At 64.2% G+C, this 17,626-nt stretch carries 18 protein-coding genes; 11 read left to right on the top strand and 7 right to left on the bottom strand.

Annotation, left to right across the window (positions count from 1 at the left end; genetic code table 11):
- Positions 1-1,358: molecular chaperone DnaK (gene dnaK, locus AAF563_02195; protein MEM7120057.1), on the bottom strand; the 1,358-nt coding region annotated here is incomplete at its 3' end.
- 263 nt (positions 1,359-1,621) lie between these two features.
- Between dnaK and AAF563_02190 the strand changes: the two genes are divergently transcribed.
- A complete protein-coding gene (locus AAF563_02190) occupies positions 1,622-2,446 on the top strand; it encodes an isocitrate lyase/phosphoenolpyruvate mutase family protein (GenBank protein MEM7120056.1) in 825 nt (274 codons plus the stop codon).
- 119 nt (positions 2,447-2,565) lie between these two features.
- Positions 2,566-3,330 (top strand): co-chaperone DjlA, encoded by a 765-nt coding sequence (gene djlA / locus AAF563_02185; protein MEM7120055.1) that lies wholly within the window; start codon positions 2,566-2,568, stop codon positions 3,328-3,330.
- A 21-nt stretch (positions 3,331-3,351) separates the two neighbouring features.
- Here the strand turns inward: djlA and grpE are convergent, their stop codons facing one another.
- Positions 3,352-4,026 (bottom strand): nucleotide exchange factor GrpE, encoded by a 675-nt coding sequence (gene grpE, locus AAF563_02180; protein MEM7120054.1) that lies wholly within the window; start codon positions 4,024-4,026, stop codon positions 3,352-3,354.
- A 25-nt stretch (positions 4,027-4,051) separates the two neighbouring features.
- On the bottom strand, positions 4,052-5,095 hold the full coding sequence (hrcA, locus tag AAF563_02175) for a heat-inducible transcriptional repressor HrcA (GenBank protein MEM7120053.1): 1,044 nt from the start codon (positions 5,093-5,095) through the stop codon (positions 4,052-4,054).
- Positions 5,096-5,301: 206 nt separating this feature from the next.
- Here hrcA and rph point away from each other — a divergent pair, with 206 nt between their 5' ends.
- The 4 genes from rph to hemW all read left to right on the top strand — a co-directional run bounded on the left by rph (position 5,302) and on the right by hemW (position 8,800).
- Complete coding sequence (gene rph, locus AAF563_02170; GenBank protein MEM7120052.1) at positions 5,302-6,021, top strand: ribonuclease PH; 720 nt, start codon at positions 5,302-5,304, stop codon at positions 6,019-6,021.
- A gap of 4 nt (positions 6,022-6,025) precedes the next feature.
- Complete coding sequence (gene rdgB, locus AAF563_02165) at positions 6,026-6,625, top strand: RdgB/HAM1 family non-canonical purine NTP pyrophosphatase (protein MEM7120051.1); 600 nt, start codon at positions 6,026-6,028, stop codon at positions 6,623-6,625.
- 49 nt (positions 6,626-6,674) lie between these two features.
- On the top strand, positions 6,675-7,532 hold the full coding sequence (locus AAF563_02160) for a phytanoyl-CoA dioxygenase family protein (GenBank protein MEM7120050.1): 858 nt from the start codon (positions 6,675-6,677) through the stop codon (positions 7,530-7,532).
- Between the two features lie 71 nt (positions 7,533-7,603).
- Positions 7,604-8,800: a radical SAM family heme chaperone HemW gene (gene hemW / locus AAF563_02155; protein ID MEM7120049.1), complete on the top strand. Its 1,197-nt coding sequence runs from the start codon at positions 7,604-7,606 to the stop codon at positions 8,798-8,800.
- A 13-nt stretch (positions 8,801-8,813) separates the two neighbouring features.
- On the opposite strand, the gene AAF563_02150 is transcribed toward hemW, so the two are convergent.
- Positions 8,814-10,208: a penicillin-binding protein activator gene (locus AAF563_02150; GenBank protein ID MEM7120048.1), complete on the bottom strand. Its 1,395-nt coding sequence runs from the start codon at positions 10,206-10,208 to the stop codon at positions 8,814-8,816.
- 106 nt (positions 10,209-10,314) lie between these two features.
- On the opposite strand from AAF563_02150, the gene AAF563_02145 reads away from it, so the two are divergent.
- From AAF563_02145 to gshB, 3 genes are all read left to right on the top strand, one after another.
- Positions 10,315-10,680, top strand: coding sequence for a YraN family protein (locus AAF563_02145; GenBank protein ID MEM7120047.1), 366 nt, complete (start codon positions 10,315-10,317; stop codon positions 10,678-10,680).
- An 80-nt stretch (positions 10,681-10,760) separates the two neighbouring features.
- Entirely contained in the window at positions 10,761-11,357 is a 597-nt protein-coding gene (locus tag AAF563_02140; GenBank protein MEM7120046.1) for a BON domain-containing protein, read from the top strand.
- Positions 11,358-11,490: 133 nt separating this feature from the next.
- Positions 11,491-12,438, top strand: coding sequence for a glutathione synthase (gshB, locus tag AAF563_02135; protein MEM7120045.1), 948 nt, complete (start codon positions 11,491-11,493; stop codon positions 12,436-12,438).
- 12 nt (positions 12,439-12,450) lie between these two features.
- Here the strand turns inward: gshB and AAF563_02130 are convergent, their stop codons facing one another.
- From AAF563_02130 to AAF563_02120, 3 genes are all read right to left on the bottom strand, one after another.
- On the bottom strand, positions 12,451-12,885 hold the full coding sequence (locus AAF563_02130) for an Hpt domain-containing protein (GenBank protein MEM7120044.1): 435 nt from the start codon (positions 12,883-12,885) through the stop codon (positions 12,451-12,453).
- Positions 12,886-13,083: 198 nt separating this feature from the next.
- Positions 13,084-14,694, bottom strand: a complete 1,611-nt coding sequence (locus tag AAF563_02125) for a DHA2 family efflux MFS transporter permease subunit (GenBank protein MEM7120043.1) — start codon at positions 14,692-14,694, stop codon at positions 13,084-13,086.
- Positions 14,691-15,719 (bottom strand): HlyD family secretion protein, encoded by a 1,029-nt coding sequence (locus AAF563_02120; GenBank protein MEM7120042.1) that lies wholly within the window; start codon positions 15,717-15,719, stop codon positions 14,691-14,693. The genes AAF563_02125 and AAF563_02120 overlap by 4 nt, the downstream gene beginning before the upstream one ends.
- A gap of 218 nt (positions 15,720-15,937) precedes the next feature.
- On the opposite strand from AAF563_02120, the gene AAF563_02115 reads away from it, so the two are divergent.
- Both AAF563_02115 and AAF563_02110 read left to right on the top strand, forming a co-directional pair.
- Positions 15,938-16,660 carry a DUF2161 family putative PD-(D/E)XK-type phosphodiesterase gene (locus tag AAF563_02115; protein MEM7120041.1) on the top strand — a complete coding sequence of 241 codons (723 nt, stop codon included), beginning with the start codon at positions 15,938-15,940 and terminating at the stop codon, positions 16,658-16,660.
- A 51-nt stretch (positions 16,661-16,711) separates the two neighbouring features.
- The gene (locus tag AAF563_02110; protein MEM7120040.1) at positions 16,712-17,617 is read left to right on the top strand and encodes an endonuclease/exonuclease/phosphatase family protein; all 906 of its coding nucleotides are present in this window, start codon (positions 16,712-16,714) and stop codon (positions 17,615-17,617) included.
- The last annotated feature ends 9 nt before the right edge of the window (positions 17,618-17,626 follow it).

Raw genomic sequence — 17,626 nt, 5'->3', positions numbered from 1 at the left:
TCGAACTGGCCGAGCAGCTTGTTGTCGGACGCCATCTCGCGCTCACCCTGGAAGACGCGGATGGTCACCGCGGTCTGGTTGTCCTCGGCGGTCGAGAACACCTGGCTCTTCCTTGTCGGGATCGTCGTGTTGCGGTCGATCAGACGGGTAAAGACGCCGCCCAGGGTTTCGATACCCAGCGACAGCGGGGTGACGTCCAGCAACAGGACGTCCTTGACCTCGCCCTGCAGCACGCCGGCCTGGATCGCGGCGCCGGTCGCGACAACCTCGTCCGGGTTGACGCCCTTGTGCGGCTCCTTGCCGAAGAACTGCTTCACGGTCTCCTGGACCTTGGGCATGCGGGTCATGCCGCCGACCAGAATGATCTCGTCGATCTCGCCGGCGCTCATGCCGGCATCCTTCAAGGCCGCCTTGCAAGGCTCGATGGTGCGCTGGATCAGGTCGTCGACCAGAGCCTCCAGCTTCGAGCGGGTCAGCTTGATGGTCAGATGCTTCGGCCCCGACGCATCGGCGGTGATGAAGGGCAGATTGATCTCGGTCTGAACCGAGCTGGACAGCTCGATCTTGGCCTTCTCGGCGGCCTCTTTGAGCCTCTGCAGCGCCAGCTTGTCCTGGCGCAGGTCGATGCCCTGCTCCTTCTGGAACTCCTCGGCCAGGTAGTCGAGGATCTTCTGGTCGAAGTCCTCGCCGCCCAGGAAGGTATCGCCGTTGGTCGACTTCACCTCGAAGACGCCGTCGCCGATTTCCAGGACCGAGATGTCGAACGTACCACCGCCCAGGTCATAGACCGCGATGGTGCCGGTCTGCTTCTTCTCCAGACCATAGGCCAGTGCTGCCGCGGTCGGCTCGTTGATGATGCGCAGAACCTCAAGGCCCGCGATCTTGCCGGCGTCCTTGGTCGCCTGGCGCTGACTGTCGTTGAAATAGGCCGGCACGGTGATGACCGCCTGGGTCACCGTCTCGCCCAGGAAAGCCTCGGCGGTCTCTTTCATCTTCTGCAAGATGAAGGCGCTGATCTGGCTTGGGCTGTACTTCTCGCCGTGGGCTTCGACCCAGGCGTCGCCGTTGTCGGCCTTGATGATCTTGTAAGGAACCAGGTCCTTGTCTTTCTTCGTCATCGGGTCGTCGTAGGTACGTCCGATCAACCGCTTGATGGCGAAGAGCGTGTTCTCAGGGTTGGTTACCGCCTGGCGCTTCGCGGACTGTCCGACCAGCCGCTCGTCATCGCTCGTGATGGCAACCATGGACGGCGTCGTGCGTCCACCCTCGGCATTCTCGATCACGCGGGCGGACTTGCCCTCCATGACGGCGACACATGAGTTGGTCGTGCCGAGGTCGATACCGATTACTTTAGCCATGTCTTCTCCTACCTTTCGTGGCGAGTCCTTGGGGGCCCGCGACGCGGCGCCCGGGTCAGGACTCCCTACAATTCCTTATTTGCTGGATGGAGATATAGGGTTGTCGTGAATGCGTACAAGGGCGTCGGAGCCCGGAAACGCCTTTGTTTGGAGTCACTTGTCAGGAATTCGTCAGGACGGCGGACTCATTCTGTTTGTTCTTATTTTGTTCATGCTATGGTGGACACCTCCACACCGCCGGGACAGTCGAAGGGGATCATCACATGCCGGTCGATCTTGCCACCAAGATTGGGGCCTTCCGCGCCCTGCACGAAGCGCCCAGCTGTTTTGTCATGCCCAATGCCTGGGACATCGCCAGCGTGCGCCTTTTATCGACGGCGGGACTAAAGGCGCTCGCCACGACCAGCGCCGGCCTCAACTACGCGCAGGGCCGTCCCGACGGGCCGGAGGGTGCGTCGCGGGGCGAGGTTCTGGCCGCCTATGGCGCCATCGCGCGCGCCACCGACCTGCCGGTCAACGGCGACCTGGAGAACGGCTATGGTCACCGGCCCGAAGACGTCGCCGAAACCATCCGCCTGGCGGTTGCCGAGGGCATGGCGGGGGGCGGGATCGAGGACTTCACCGGCGACTTCAAGAAGCCGTTCTATGACATCGAACTGGCGGTCGAGCGCATCGCCGCGGCCCGCGAGGCGGCCGACGCCAGCGGCTTCGTGCTGACCGCGCGCGCGGAGTGCTTTCTTTATGGCCACGACGACCCGCTCAACGAGTCGATCAAGCGGCTCAACCGCTACCGCGAGGCCGGTGCCGACTGCCTTTACGCGCCCGGCCCGACCGACGACGCGACCCTGAAACGCCTGGTCGACGAAGTCGATGGTCCGCTGAATGTCGTTGTCGGCATGGGTGGCGGCGCATCGCGCGAGAAGATGGCAGAGCTTGGGATCAAGCGCATCTCGACTGGCGGCAGCCTTTACCGGGCGACCTGCAAGCTGGTCATGGATGCCGCCGCGGAAATGGCATGCGATGGCACCTTCAGCTATCTGGCCAATGTTGTTCCCGACGGTGATACCCAGCGCATTGTTACAGCCTAGTCGGCTGTTGCCGTTGCTTCTTCGCTTGTTGGCATAAGAGACACGCGCCCCCACCTATGGCACCAACTGGCGCTCAGGGGCAGACGACGCCGAAATAGAATGATCGGCCGGAGGGTTCGTTGAGTATCTGGGGAAAGATTTTAGGCGGCGCCATTGGCTTCGGCATTGGCGGACCGATCGGCGCGTTGATCGGCGTGGCTGCCGGGCACTTCGCCGTCGACAAGCAGCGCAGCGGCGCCAACCGGCCGCGCCTGGAGGACCATTCGCCATGGTCCCACGAGGCGCGTCAGGTCGCCTTCACGGTCGCGGTGATCGCGCTGACCGCCAAGCTGGCCAAAGCGGATGGGCAGGTCACCCGCGACGAAGTGGATGCGTTGAAACGCGTCGTGCGCATTCCGCCCGAGGCCTCGGCCCAGGTCGGCGCGATCTTCAATCAGGCCAAGAACGATGCGACGGGCTATGAGCCCTATGCCCGCCAGATCGCGTCGATCATGGCCGGCAACCGGCAGATGCTGGAGGAACTGCTCGCCGCGCTCCTGATGATCGCCCACGCGGACGGGACCTATCATCAGGCCGAACGCGACTACATCGCCTCGGTCGCCCGTATCTTCGGCTTCAGCGCGGCGGACCTGCACCGCATCGAGAGCATGTTTGTCGCCGGAGGCGCCGCACCGGAAATCGACCCCTACGAGATCCTCGGCGTTAAGCCATCAGCCAGCGACCAGGAGGTGAAGTCGGCCTACCGAACCCTGCTGCGTGACAACCATCCCGACGCCATGATGGCGAAAGGCCTGCCGGAAGACTTCATCGAGGTTGCCAACAAAAAGATGGCGGAGATCAACGCCGCCTATGACCGGGTCAAGGCGGAGCGCGGCATCAGCTAGTCGGCGCCGACACCGCTTCGATCAGGCGGGCTTCTTCGCCACGCCGACCATGGCCGGGCGCAGCAGGCGGTCGCCGATGGTGTAGCCGGTGCGCAGAACCTGAACCACGGTGCCCGGTTCGGCGTCGGCGTCTTCGACCTCGAACATCGCTTGATGCAGATTGTGGTCAAACTTCTGGCCCATCGGATCGATCTGCTTGATGCCGTGGCGGTCGAGCACCGCCGCCAACTCCTTGGCGGTCAGGTCGACGCCTTCGATCAAGCCCTTGACCGAGTCGTTGTGGCGGAGGTCGTCGTCCACGGCGTCAAGCGCGCGCGCCATGTTGTCGGCAACACCCAGCATATCCTCGGCAAACTTGGTCACCGCGTACTTGCGGGCGTCGTCGCGGTCGCGTTCGGCGCGTTTCCTGACGTTCTCCGTATCGGCAACCGCGCGCAACAGGCGGTCGGTCAAGTCCGAGACCTGCGCCTCGAGCTCGGCTTCGCGATCGAGTTCGCCAACGTCGTCAAAATCGTCAAACTCTCCGGGCTCTTCGGGCTGCACATCGTTCTCCGGCTCGATCCGACCGTTGTGGTCCGGCTCGTTCTGCGGCGCATCGTCAGGCTTCGCCGCCGGGCCGCCATCGTCGTTGGCCGGGTCGAACATGTTGAGCTTGGGTTCTTGTTTCTTACCGTCGTTCATACGTCGTCGTTCCAAACAGTGTTTCTTGCGTCGCGGGCGATCAGCCCAGCAGGCGGCCGACCACCTTGGCGGTGTAGTCGACCATGGGAATGATACGGGCGTAGTTCATGCGCGTCGGGCCAATGATGCCGAGCGCGCCAACGAACCCGCCGTCGCTGTCGGAGATCGGCGCCACGATCGTCGAGCAGCCGGACAACTGAAAAAGCTCGTTGTCAGCGCCGATGAAAATGCAGACACCGTCCGCATCGTGAGTCAGCTCCAACAGGCGTTCCATATGGCGTGCCTGATCCAGTTTGTCGAACAATTCGCGGATACGCTCGAGGTCGCTGATAACACTGACATCGTTCAAGAGGTTCGCCTGACCTTTGACGATCAGCGTCGACCGGTCCTCGGTGTCATTTTCGCCCGACCAGGTCGCCAAGCCCTCCTCGACCACCTTCTGGGTCAAGGCGTCGAGCTCGGCCTCATCCCGCTGCAGTTCGTTCGTGATCGCGGTGCGCGCGTCGGCCAGAGAACGACCGGCGACCCTGGCGTTCAGGTAGTTACCGGCACGCGTCAGCATTGCCGGCGTGATGCCGGGCGGCAGCTCGATGATGCGGTTCTCGACCGCACCGTCCTCGTGCACGACGACGACCAGGGCGCGGTCGGGCGCCAGCGAGACAAACTCGACCTGGCGGAACGGCGCTTCTTTCTTCGGCGCGATAACGACACCGGCATGGCTGGAGAGGCCCGACAGCAGGCCGGTCGCCTGGCCGACCAGCTCGTCGAACTGGTGACCCGCCTCCTCGCACGCCGCTTCGATCGCGCGCCGTTCATCCGGTGACAGGTCGCCCAGCTGCAGAAGCGCGTCGACATAGAGGCGCAAACCGGTTTCCGTCGGCAGGCGGCCGGCGCTGGTGTGCGGCGATTCCAGGAGGCCGACCTCTTCGAGATCAGCCATCACATTGCGCACGGACGCCGGCGACAACGACGTGGTCAGCCGGCGCGAGATCGTGCGCGAGCCCACGGGTTCGCCGGTTTTGACGTATTCGTCGACGATGATGCGGAAAATCTCCCGCGATCGGTCGTTCAGTTCCTGGATCATCAGCCCAAATTTCGCCTGCTGTTCAGCCGACAACAGCACACCGGTGCGGCGCAGATCATGTAGGGCGACCGCCGCTCAGCGTCAACGACTCACAGAATGAGGCCAGATTGGGTCTTTTCCGTGTGTTTGGCGTCACGCAGCCGCTTTACGTCGGGACGAAACACGCTAGGTTGGCGCGCTTCTCTCGGACCCACAGGACAGATCGCATGAACCGCCCGTCAGGCCGCGCCAAAGACCAGCTGCGCGCCATCGAACTGGAGACCGGCTTTTCCAAACACGCCGAGGGCTCGTGCCTGGCCCGGTTTGGCGACACCCATGTGCTGTGCACGGCCAGTGTCGAAGAACGGGTGCCGCCGTGGCTGCGCGACCAGGGCCGCGGCTGGGTCACCGCCGAGTACGGTATGCTGCCGCGCAGCACCAATACCCGCACCGACCGCGAGGCCGCGCGTGGCAAACAATCCGGGCGGACCCAGGAGATTCAGCGCCTGATCGGGCGCAGCATGCGCGCGGTAACCGACCTCAAGGCACTAGGCGAACGCCAGGTCAGGCTCGACTGCGACGTTATCCAGGCCGATGGCGGCACGCGGACAGCGGCCATTACCGGCGGCTACGTCGCGCTCCATATCGCCATGCGGGGCCTGGTCGATCAGGGTCTGTTGAGCAGTTTGCCGCTGATCGGCCAGGTTGGCGCCATCTCGTGCGGGATCTGGGAAGGCGAGGGCGTGCTCGATCTGGACTATGCGGAAGACAGCACGGCCGAAGCCGACGCCAACTTCGTCATGACCGGCGACAGTGGCCTGGTCGAGGTGCAGGCGACGGCGGAAGCCGATCCCTTCTCGCGCGAAGCGTTTGTCGAGCTGCTCGACCTCGCAACCGCAGGCATCGCCGAGCTGACCACGATCCAGCGCCAAGCGCTCGGAATCTGAGATCATGGCGCTCACCTGGCCCGACCGGCTGGTCATCGCCAGCCACAACGAGGGCAAGGTCGCCGAGATAAGGGAACTGTTGGCGGCGCTGGGTGGCGATGTCGTCTCGGCGGCGGAACTCGGCCTCGACGAACCGGAAGAAACCGGCGACAGCTTCGTCGCCAACGCGCTTTTGAAGGCCCACGCGGCCGTCGAAGGCTCCGGTCTGCCGGTGCTGGCCGACGATTCCGGTCTCGCCGTCGAGGCCCTGGGCGGGGAACCCGGCATCAAGAGCGCTCGCTGGGCCGGACCTGGCCGTGACTTCGGCGCCGCGATGACGCGTGTCGAACACGAGCTTGCCGGTCAGGCCAATCACCGGGCCGCATTCGTGTGCGTCCTCGCGATGGCCTGGCCCGGCGGCGAGTCCCACAGTTTTGAGGGCCGTATCGAGGGCGAGTTGACCTTCCCGCCCCGGGGCGCGCGCGGCTTCGGTTACGACCCCATCTTCATCCCTGACGGCTATGCGATCACCTTCGGCGAGATGGACCCGACGGAGAAAGCCGCCATCAGCCACCGGGCGGTGGCGTTCGCGAAACTGGTCGCCGCATTCGCGACGGTAGCCTGACACCGGCATCGTCCTATAGTGGACCGGCACGACAGGAGGCAGTCGCGCCATGGCTATCCGGTCCTTTACCCCTGACACATCCCAAGACACGATCCTGTCCGCGCTCAACGACGACGGCGTGGTCGTTATTGACCGTTTGTTTTCAGACGACGTCATTGGCCGCCTGATTGATGATGTGCAGCCGGAGCTTGACCGAACGCCGGCGGCCGGCGGCGCGTTCTTCGGCGGCGCGATGAAGCGGGTGCACGCCCTGGCGGCCAAATCATCGGCAGCGGGCGACATCATTGCCGACCCGCTGCTCGGCGCACTGGCCGATGCCGTCCTGCTGGAGAACTGCAAGAACTATCAGGTCCAGGTCCTCGGCGTTCTGCAGGTCTGGTCCGGCGGCAAGCTGCAGCCCCTGCACCGCGACACCGGCGTCTACCAGCCCTATGTCGAGCTTGAGCCGGGCGATAAGGAAATCCTGCTCTCCTTCATCGTCGCTGGCACGGATTTCACCGCCGAGAACGGCGCAACACGGATGGTGCCTGGCAGCCATCTGTGGCCGCACGATCGCACGGCGACCGAGGACGATGTGGTGTTGGCGGAGATGGCCAAGGGGTCGGCCGTGGTCTGGCTGGGATCGCTTCTGCACGGCGCCGGCATCAACCGGACGCAGACGCCGCGCACCGGCGTCGTCTCCGGCTTTTCCGTCGGTTGGCTGCGCCAGGAAGAGAACCAGTATCTCTCATGCCCGCCCGATAAGGCCGCCGATCTGCCGCCGCGGGTTCAGCAGCTTTTGGGCTATCGCGCCCACACGCCCGTACTCGGCTGGTCCGAAGACCGGAACCCCGAGCTCCTGCTGGGGCCACGTAAGGCCAATCACGAGGCCGCCGGCTACGATGAACAGGACCTGCAGAACGTCTAGAGCGCGTCAATCCGCTCTGCCTTTGTTCGCAAATCTAGGTTCGCGCCGCCGGCTCGGTTATGGTTGCGCCGATGACGGCCCTGCCCGCAACGACCCACATGCCCCAGCACGATCCCGATAGTCCCGGCTTCGGCATCTATGTGCATTGGCCGTTCTGTGAATCCAAGTGTCCCTACTGCGACTTCAACAGCCACGTGCGGGATACCATCGATGATGCGCGCTGGGCGCGGGCTTTGGCGACCGAACTCGATACCATGGCGGCCTTGGCACCGGAGCGAACGGTCGACAGCATCTTCTTCGGCGGCGGCACGCCATCGTTGATGACCGTCGCGACGGTCGAAGCGGTCCTGGAGCGCATCGCGCAACACTGGCCGCTTGCCGTCGATATCGAGGTGACGCTTGAGGCCAATCCCGGGTCGGTCGAGGCAGATCGGTTCGCCGGGTATGCCGCGGCCGGCATCAACCGTCTGTCGATCGGCATCCAGGCGCTTGACGACGATGCGCTACGTCTGCTGGGCCGCCAGCACACTGTGGCCGAGGCGCTGCGTGCTCTGGACATCGCTAACGCAAGCGTCGGGCGAACCAGTTTCGACCTGATCTATGCGCGGCCCGGCCAGACGCCCGATCAGTGGCAGGCGGAACTGGCGCGCGCGCTCGACTTCGGCACCGAGCATCTATCGCTCTATCAACTGAGTTTGGAGCAGGGCACGCGCTTCTGGACGCTCGCGCGACGCGGTGAGCTCGTGGTGCCCGACGACGATCACGCCGCCGATCTCTACGAGCTCACCCAGACAATGACCGCGTCGGCCGATCTGCCGGCCTATGAGGTTTCCAATCATGCGCGGCCCGGCGCGGAGAGCCGCCACAATCTCATCTATTGGCTGTCCGGCGATTGGGTCGGCGTCGGACCGGGCGCCCACGGCCGCCTGAGCGATAGCGGCGTCACCGTCGCGCGGCGTCAGGAGAAGGCGCCGGAAACGTGGCTGAGCGCCGTCGAGACACGCGGTGACGGGACGGCTGAAGTCCTGGAGGTCGAACGGCATGAGCGCATTGAGGAGGTCCTGATGATGGGGCTTCGGCTGACTGACGGCCTCTCCGACGCGGCCATGCGCCGGGCGGCCGGTGTGGGACTTGATGATGCGGTCGCACCAACGCGCCGCGCGCGTCTTGTCGCTTCAGGCCATCTGGCAGCGCTGGACGACACACTCCGTCTGACGCCCCAAGGCCGCCCGCTGCTCAACAGCGTGTTACGGGAACTGCTGGTCTAGGCGCCAAAGACGCCTACTTGAGCTCCAGCCAGGACACCACCGGACCCGGGAAGCTGGTCGGCGCTGGGCTGACAATTTTGAAACCGCCCCGTTCGATCTCAACCACGGCCAGGCCGCGTTCGGGCACGCCGTTGGTCTTGAAGCGGAACAGGCCCTCGACACCGCCGAAACCGCGCCAATCGGTCAGGGCGGCATCGCTGAAGTCACCGGAGACGCCATTGCGCATCAACGCCGCCGCCAGCGCCACCGCGTCATAGGTGAGCGTCGCCAGACGGGGCGCCTCTTCGCCATAGGTCTCTTCGAACCGCGCGAAGAACCATTCGCGCCGGTCCGACGGCGTGGTGGCGAACCAGGCGCCGGCCAGGCCGGGCTCGGTCAACAGCGTCGGATCCTCCCAGCTCGATAAACCCAGGATCCGGACGCTGCCGGGATCGACGCCATAGAACGAGAGGTACCCCGCCAGCGTGCGCAGCTCGGCCCCGGACTCGGGCAGAAAGAGCGCGTCAAAATCGAGCGTGCCGGCGATCTCCATCGTCTTCAGCCGTTCGATGGCGGCGCGCGAGACCTCGTCGTTCTGGGCCTGAAGCTCGGCGATCTGCGCGTTCAGCGCGGCGCGGCGGCCATCGTAGCTGGTGAAACCGCGCACCACGTCGGCCAGGTCCTGGGAGGCGGGGTCATAGAACGAGACGCCGACGACCTCGACGCCGTGGGCCAGGGCGGAATCCCTGAGTGCCTGGACCATCTGGGAGCCGAACGAGCCGCCGGGCGCCAGGGTGGCAAAGCGCGTGTAACCCTGCTCGGCGGCATAGCTGACAACCCGGTCGACTTGCTGGAACGGGTCGAGGCCCATGATGTAGGCGCCGTTGATCGCCGCGCGCCGGTCCGACGACAACGAGATCATGTTGATGCCTGCCTGCCGGGCGACCCGAGACACGGCCTCGACATCGGTCGCGAACAGCGGCCCGACGATCAGGTCCGGGTTGGCGGCGACCACGTCGCGGGCTGCGGTTTCGGCGCCCATCGCCGTACCCGCCGTATCACGGACGATCAGCTCCAGGTCGGGACTGTTGATATCGAACAAGGCAAGCGCTGCCGCATCGGCCATTGCCTGGCCCAAGTCCGCATGCGGGCCGGTCAACGGCAGCAACAGCGCAATGCGTTTGACGCCGGGCGCGGCGACGCCATAAGGCGTCAGCTCTTCAGGCGGCAGCGCGTTTTCGTCGACTATCACGACCGGCGGCTCGATCTCGAGCGGCTCGACCACGTCCGGACGCTCGTCGATGGGCGAGGACTCGACCTGGGTCGGCTTGGCTTGACAGGCGGCGAGCGCCATGAAGAGTGCCACACTGACCACAAGCCATGACCAGCCCCGCCAATCCAACCGTTCCACCCCAAAACACACTGCCATGGTGCCCACCATCCCTTTGCTGCGCGAACCTAACGGCGGCGCGCGGCGGAGTAAATCGCCGTTCCATCATACCAAGTTTATCGGCGGAACTGTGGCTTGAGACGCCATGACCACGACCGACAAGCGCCGGCGCGCGGAAGGTTTTGGCCGCTTCGGCGAGGCGATCGCAGTCTGGCTGCTGCGTGTGAAGGGTTATCGGATTGTCGAACGGCGCGCCCGCACACCGGCCGGCGAAATCGATATCCTGGCCAGTCGCGGCCGCGTTCTGGTCGCCGTCGAGGTCAAGGCGCGCCGCGCGCCGGGCGAAGAGCTCGTTACCACCCGCCAGCAACAGCGGGTCGTCCGCGCGCTGGAGAGCTACGTCGCATATCGGCCACAGTTCCAGGGCTTTACTTGGCGTATCGACCTGATCGTTGTCAGACCATGGCGCCTGCCCCGTCACGAGGTTGACGCGTGGCGCGACGATCGATGAATTTTGGGTTATCTTGTAGGTTGTGCGTTCAACCATACCCAAGATATAGACTGTCCGAGGATACAGCGGAAACTTCGGCCATGGTGTTGCGCAGCCTGATCACACTCCTGGTTTCGACGCTGAGCGCGCTTTCGTTGAGCGCTTGCGGGCCTGGCATGTGGATTGGCGCCGGCGCCACGGCAGGTGTGGCCGTCGCCGAGGAACGCTCGATTGGCGATCAAGTCGAGGACACCACCCTCTTCGTCGAGATCAGCGAGCGACTGTTTCGTTACAACGAAGAATTGTTCCAAGAGGTATCCGTTGACGTCACGGAAGGCCGGGTGCTTCTGGCCGGCGTAGTCGACACGCCTGAAGACCGGGTCGACGCGGTACGCCTGACTTGGGAGGTCAAGGGCGTCAAGGAGGTCGCAAACGAGATCCAGGTGACCGAAGGCGGCTTTGCGTACTACGCCGATGACGTCTGGATCTCGACCCAGCTGCGCAACGATCTGCTGTGGGACAAGGATATCGCGTCGATCAACTACAACGTCGAGACCGTCCACGGCGTGATCTACCTTACCGGAATCGCCAAGAGCCAGGCCGAGCTGAACCGGGTGGTCGCCCATGCCCGCACGATCCCGAAGGTGCGCGATGTCGTCAGCTATGTTCGCGTAATCACGCCGGCGCAGTCGACTTGACGTTGCCGTGGGCGCGGCGGCAGGAACGGCAGTTTCTCCTTGATCCAGTTGGATTGGCTTGTGAAGTTGCCTGAAGGTCGCCGTCTAAGCTGCGGCCATTTCGCTGCGTGTGCTGCCTTAACGGGAAACTGACATGAGCCTTGCGGTCGCGATCCAAATGGATCCCATCGAGACCATCGACATCGATGCCGACAGCACCTTTGTCCTGGCGTTGGAAGCGCAGGAACGCGGGCACGGCCTTTACCACTACCTGCCGAGCGATCTGATGTTCCGCGACGGCCGTGTCTCGGCCTATGCGCGCCCGCTGGTGGTGCGTCGCGAAAAGGGCAACCACGCGACGCTCGGCAAGGGGCAGCTGATCGACCTCTCGATCATGGACGTGGTGTTGATGCGCCAGGACCCGCCCTTCGACATGTCCTATATCACCGCAACCCACCTGCTGGAGCACATCCACCCCGACACATTGGTGGTCAACGACCCGGTCCACGTGCGCAACGCGCCGGAGAAACTCTTCATCACCCATTTCGACGGTGTGATGCCGCCGACGCTGATCACGTCGAACGCCGAGGCGGTGCGCGACTTCCGCGCCGATCACAAGGACATCATCGTCAAGCCGCTCTACGGCAATGGCGGCGCCGGTGTATTCCACGTGACGCCGGAAGATGAGAACCTGAACGCGCTGCTGGAAATGTTTACGGCGATGTACCGCGAGCCGGTGATCGTGCAGCAATATCTTCCGGAAGTGCGGGCCGGTGACAAACGCATCATCCTGATCGACGGCAAGGCGGCTGGCGCGATCAACCGGGTGCCGCCGGAAGGCGAAGCCCGCTCGAACATGCATGCTGGTGGCAAACCCCTGGCAGCGACCCTGACCAAACGCGAACGGGAGATCTGCGATGCCATCGCCCCGGCGCTGGTCGAGCGCGGTCTGATCTTTGTCGGCATCGACGTCATCGGCGACTATTTGACCGAGATCAACGTGACGTCACCGACGGGCTTGCAGGAGATCAACCGCTATGACGGTGTGAAGCTGGAAGCGCAGATCTGGGATGCGATCGAGAAGCGGCGCAACGGCCGCTGATCGGAACCTTGGTCAGGACTTGGTCTTGACCACCAGTTCCTGGAGTTCGCCCAGCGCAAGATCGATCGCGTGATCGACCTCGTCAAATAGCGTGCTGGCCGCTGCGGCCTCTGCCGCCTGCGCCGCCTTTTGCAGCTTGTCGCAGAGCGTGGAGGTGGCGACCGCGCCCAGACTGCCGGACACCGATACCAGCATATGAGCGGAGCGGTAGAGCGCGTCGAAGTCGCCACTGGCAAGCGCGGTGCGCATCGCATCGCGGTGATTGTTGGCGTGATCGGTGAAGTCGCGGATGAAGTGGCTGACCTTCTGCCAGCCGATCGCGTCCGCCAGCGACCGCAGGGTCTCGTGGTCCAGAACGGGCGGATCCGATACCTGCATGTCGCCGGCTGTGGTCTTGACTTGGGTTTGGGGGTTGGCGTGAGTCACCGTTGTTCTCTTGGTGGTCAAGACCGCGTCACCCCTTTCATGTGGTGTGGTCATCTTACGCGACCATTGACGGTCGTCACAGTAGGGACATGTTGATGAAAACTTGAGATCGTGTCGGTGCCGGGACCGGCCCACTCCCCACCCGACCACCCACGGCAGCATCCTCGGGTTGGTCGGGTGGGGGAGTGGGCCGGTGATGCCAACTAAGCCGAGAAAGCCTTAGCGGTCTGCGCCGGTCGGTAGCGGCTCCGGGGCGGGCGGTTCGTCAAGCGTCGTTACCGCCTCGGGCGTCGCTTGACTGCGTCTTCGGAAGATGAACACAGCGGGGATGAGTGCTGCGGCCATCAGGCAGGTGGCGAAGAACGCGTTGTTGTAGGCGATCATCACCGACTGACGCTGGATCTCCGCCTCCAACAAGGCGAGCGTGGCGGGGTCGGCAAGGTCCAGGGCACGCTCGACCGGGGCGTATCCGAACAACTGATTAAACGGATGGATCGCCTCGGTCAGGATCGCGTGATTGGTTTGCGAGTCCCGGCTGTGTTTGCCGACGATCGCCGCGACGCCGACCGAACTGCCCAGCTCGAAGACCAGATAGAACAGCGCGTAACCCTGGTCCTGATTGCGTTTGGCAAGGCCGGAGAGCGTCAGCGTGCTGAGCGGCACCCAGATGAAGCTGCCACCAAACCCTTGGACGGCGTTGGTCCACATGACGTCGCTGGTTCGTATCTCGACGGTCCATTGCGCCATGTACCAGGCCGGCACCGCCATCAGCACCAGACCAAAGATGATCATCGAGCGCGGGTTGATCCTATGCGCGATGCGCCCGACCAGGATCAGGCCGAGCAGAATGCCGCCGCCGCGCCACATCATCATCCGTCCGGTTTCGATCGGCGGGTAGCCGCCGATCTGCTGCAACATCAGCGGCATCAGGAAATTGGGCAGCACGATCAGCGCGCCGATCACCGCGATGAAGACCATGCCGGTCATGTAGTTGCGGTCGAGAAACAGCGCGCGGTCGACGAACGGTTTCTTGGCGAACACCGTGTGGACGGCAAACAGGTAAAGCAGGATAAGGGCCGCCATCATCTCGATGATGACCTCGGCGGAATCGAACCAGTCCTGGCGTTCGCCGCGCGCCAGCGCCAGTTGCAGCAGGCTGGCGCCCACGACAAGGGTCGTGAAGCCGACCCAGTCGAAGTGTCTGGTTCTGTCGGCGGGCGTCGACGGTACAAAAATCCAGGCGCCGATCAGGGCGATAATGCCGACCGGGATCGTGATGTAGAAGACCCACGGCCAGCTGTAGTACTCCAACAGGAAACCACCGCCGATCGGACCGGCGACACTGCCCAGCATGACGCCGATACCCCAGATCGAGGTCGCCTGGCCGTGACGTTCCGGCGGGAAGGCATCGACCACGATGGCCTGACCGAGCGGGATCAGCGACGCGCCGACCAGACCCTGGGCGAAGCGCCAGACCGACGCCTCGATCAACGTCTCCGACATGCCGCAACCGACCAGCGAGATCGTGTAACCGGCGGTCGCGAACAGGAAGAGGTTCTTGCGCCCGAAGCGTGCCGAGAACCAACCGGTGCTGGCGGTCATTACCGCCGAGCCGACCATGAAGGCGATCAGGACCCAGGCGATCTGATCGCTTGTGGTCGAGAACGTGCCCTGCATGTGGGGCAAGGCGACCGCCACCACCGTCCAGGTGAAGTCATAGGCAGTGGTCGCCAGTGTCGCGAAGGTGACCAGCAGGACAAAACGTATGCCGGTTGGACGCGCCGGCGCCGCGGGCGCCGCCGGTGCGATGGCTACATCGCTGGCACTCACTGACTCGGCAGGACGTCGGCCAGGACGCCCTGCACGATGCTGCCGAGATCGCGGGTATGGCCGGTGTCGATGCTGACCGTGACGGTCATGCCCGAGCGCAGGCGCGAGAGATCGTGGTCGGGCTCAAGCTCCAGGCGTAGCGGCACGCGCTGCACCACCTTGACCCAATTGCCGGTGGCGTTCTGGGGCGGCAACAGCGCGAACTCCGCGCCCGTGGCCGGACTGATGCCGGCGACCGTGGCGCGCCACTCCACGTCGGGATAGGCATCGACCACAACCGTCGCTTCCTGGCCGGCCTCGACATGGGTCAGGTCGACCTCCTTCAGGTTCACCTCGACCCAGGGCGCGCCGTTGGCGACCAGCGCAAACACCGGCTCGCCCGCCTCGACATACTCACCGCCTTCCAGACCGACATCGCTCAACAAGCCGCCAACCGGCGCGGTCACCAGGGTATGGGCAAGATCGAGCGCGGCGCGGTCGCGGGCAGCCAGCGCGCTCATGTAGAGCGGGTGGACCTCCGGCGGCAGGTCGGGGCTGCCGCCCATCTGGGCCAGCACCATGTCGTTCTGCTGCATCAAGACATCGACCTCGCGCCGGGCCATGGCGAGGTCGTGTTCGGCCTCCTCCAGCTTGGCCCGCGCACCGATGCCGTCGGCCTCCAGCGATACCTGGCGTTCGTACTCAAGGGTCAGAAACCGGATGCGCTCGCGCGCCACGTTGATCGCGGCCTCGCCCTGGCGGTACTCGGCGGCGAGCGACTGCAGGCGGTGCTTGATGTTCTCCAGATCCGCCTCGGCCGCCGCCAGGGCGATGCCGAAGGGCTCGGGGTCGATCTCGAACAGCAGTTGGCCTTCCTCGACCGACTGAAAGTCCCTGACAAAGACTTCGGCGACGCGGCCGTCGATCTCGCTGCCGATATGGATGATCTCGGCCTTGATGTATGCGTTTTCGGCGGTGACGTAACGCCCGCCGCTGGCGTAGAGCCAGGCGGCCACCACCAATACCAGCACGGGCACGCCGATCATGAGAATCGCGCGAAGGACAAAACGTTTTGTCCGCGCCACCAACGACATGTGCACTCCGCCCAACCTCTACTCGGCGGACGCCTGGACTGGCGGTCCGGCCGGCGAGGCCCTTTTTTGCTACCTATCGCGAAGCCCAGCCCTTGGCAATCAGCCTTACAGGTAGGGCCCGCGACCCTTACGAGGGGCCAGTTTGGCGCCCCGCGTGTTAACGTCACGTCATGTCCAAACTCAGGGAGACCGACCTTTACCCGCCCGTCAAACAATTTCTGGAGGGCCAGGGATACGAGGTGAAGGCCGAAATCGCCGATAACGACGTGGTCGCGATCCGCGGCGAGGAACCGCCGGTTGTGGTCGAACTGAAGACCGGGTTCACCTTGGCCCTGGTGTTTCAGGGCATCGGTCGCCAGCGGTTGACCGACCAGGTCTACCTCGCCATTCCCGATCCCGGCCGGGTCTCGCACCGCTCGTTATGGGGCCGCCACTACAACGACATCATCAAACTCTGCCGCATGCTGGGTCTGGGCCTGATGACCGTCGGCGCCGGCAAGAAAGGCAACGGCCTGGTCGAGGTCCATCTGGACCCCGGCCCCTACCGGCCGCGCAAAAGCAAGGCGCGTCAGGCGATGCTGCTGGGCGAGTTCCAGCGTCGGGTCGGCGATCCCAATACCGGCGGCAGCACGAGGCGCGGCATCGTCACCGCCTATCGTCAGGACGCCTTGCGCTGCGCCATACACCTCGAAGCGACGGGCCCGTCGAAGGCGAGCGCCGTCGCCGAGGCGACCGGCGTCGAGCGCGCCCGCGACATCCTCTACCGCGATGTCTACGGCTGGTTCCAGCGCGTCGAGCGCGGCGTCTACGACCTCACCCCGGTCGGCACGGAAGGTCTCAAGACCTATGCCGATGCCGTCGCCAAGTTGGCTGGTTCCGACCGTGCGCCTTGATCGGCGCGGTCGTGCTACTGTCGCGATGGTTGCCGAAGCGCGGGGTTCAGCATGAAGGTCGTCACCTACAACATCCAGTACACACGCGGCAAAGATGATCGTTACGACGTCGCGCGCATTGCCGACACCGTAAAGGACGCTGATATCATCGCGCTGCAGGAGGTTAATAGGCACTGGCCCAGAACGAACATGGCCGACCAACCACATGACATCGCGGCGCTGCTGCCGGACCGCTATTGGATCTATGGCCCGGCCTTCGATCTGGATATGAGCGAGGTCCAAGAGGACGGGAACGTTAAAAACCGTCGGCGTCAATTCGGTAACATGCTGCTGTCGCGCTGGCCCATCTTGTCGTCGCGGAACCACCTCATGCCCTACATGGGATCGTCGACCCACGACAATCACCAGTCGACGGCATTGGAAGGCGTCATCGCCGTCGGCGATCGGGCGGTCCGATTTTATTCACTACATTTCTCGCACCTCTCCGAGACAGAACGACTCGCTCAAGCCGATTGGCTTCTCGACTTGAATAAGCGCGTTTGGCTGGAAGGCGGTGTCAAAAGTGATCAACTCAGAAAGTCGTCGAGCGATGATGACTGGTACGTCGCCCCACCGCCGCCCATGCCGTTCGATGCCGTCTACATGGGCGACTTCAACTTCCATGGCGGTGAACCGCAGGACCCGGAGTACCATCGCCTGGTCGGACCGCTTGATCCCGATTACGGGCGCATCGGATTTCGCGACACGCTGGTCGATGCCTGGGTCGCGGCAGGCAATAGCGAGGCAGACGGCATCACTTATCCGGCCAACGACCGTTACAGCAGCACGGATGTCGGCTGGCGGCTCGACTATGTCTTCGTCACGCCGACCCTCGCGCCATCGGTCAAGGCGGCCTGGATTGATAACGCCGCCCAAGGCTCCGACCATCAGCCCATGTGGGCCGAACTCGATCTCTGATAGGCGGCT

This window comes from Pseudomonadota bacterium (genome assembly GCA_039028155.1).
In the GTDB taxonomy this organism is placed as follows: domain Bacteria; phylum Pseudomonadota; class Alphaproteobacteria; order SP197; family SP197; genus JANQGO01.
Note: the sequence above shows the minus strand (reverse complement) of the source record. Positions and strands in the feature narration are given on the sequence as shown.

Coding starts and splice junctions, on each gene's coding strand:
- hrcA (MEM7120053.1), bottom strand. CDS start 5,095: ATGATCCAGGAACTGAACGACCGATCGCGGGAGATTTTCCGCATCATC.
- AAF563_02160 (MEM7120050.1), top strand. CDS start 6,675: ATGGCTATCCGGTCCTTTACCCCTGACACATCCCAAGACACGATCCTG.
- AAF563_02190 (MEM7120056.1), top strand. CDS start 1,622: ATGCCGGTCGATCTTGCCACCAAGATTGGGGCCTTCCGCGCCCTGCAC.
- rph (MEM7120052.1), top strand. CDS start 5,302: ATGAACCGCCCGTCAGGCCGCGCCAAAGACCAGCTGCGCGCCATCGAA.
- rdgB (MEM7120051.1), top strand. CDS start 6,026: ATGGCGCTCACCTGGCCCGACCGGCTGGTCATCGCCAGCCACAACGAG.
- AAF563_02115 (MEM7120041.1), top strand. CDS start 15,938: ATGTCCAAACTCAGGGAGACCGACCTTTACCCGCCCGTCAAACAATTT.
- AAF563_02145 (MEM7120047.1), top strand. CDS start 10,315: ATGACCACGACCGACAAGCGCCGGCGCGCGGAAGGTTTTGGCCGCTTC.
- AAF563_02140 (MEM7120046.1), top strand. CDS start 10,761: ATGGTGTTGCGCAGCCTGATCACACTCCTGGTTTCGACGCTGAGCGCG.
- hemW (MEM7120049.1), top strand. CDS start 7,604: ATGACGGCCCTGCCCGCAACGACCCACATGCCCCAGCACGATCCCGAT.
- AAF563_02120 (MEM7120042.1), bottom strand. CDS start 15,719: ATGATCGGCGTGCCCGTGCTGGTATTGGTGGTGGCCGCCTGGCTCTAC.
- gshB (MEM7120045.1), top strand. CDS start 11,491: ATGAGCCTTGCGGTCGCGATCCAAATGGATCCCATCGAGACCATCGAC.
- AAF563_02110 (MEM7120040.1), top strand. CDS start 16,712: ATGAAGGTCGTCACCTACAACATCCAGTACACACGCGGCAAAGATGAT.
- AAF563_02150 (MEM7120048.1), bottom strand. CDS start 10,208: ATGGCAGTGTGTTTTGGGGTGGAACGGTTGGATTGGCGGGGCTGGTCA.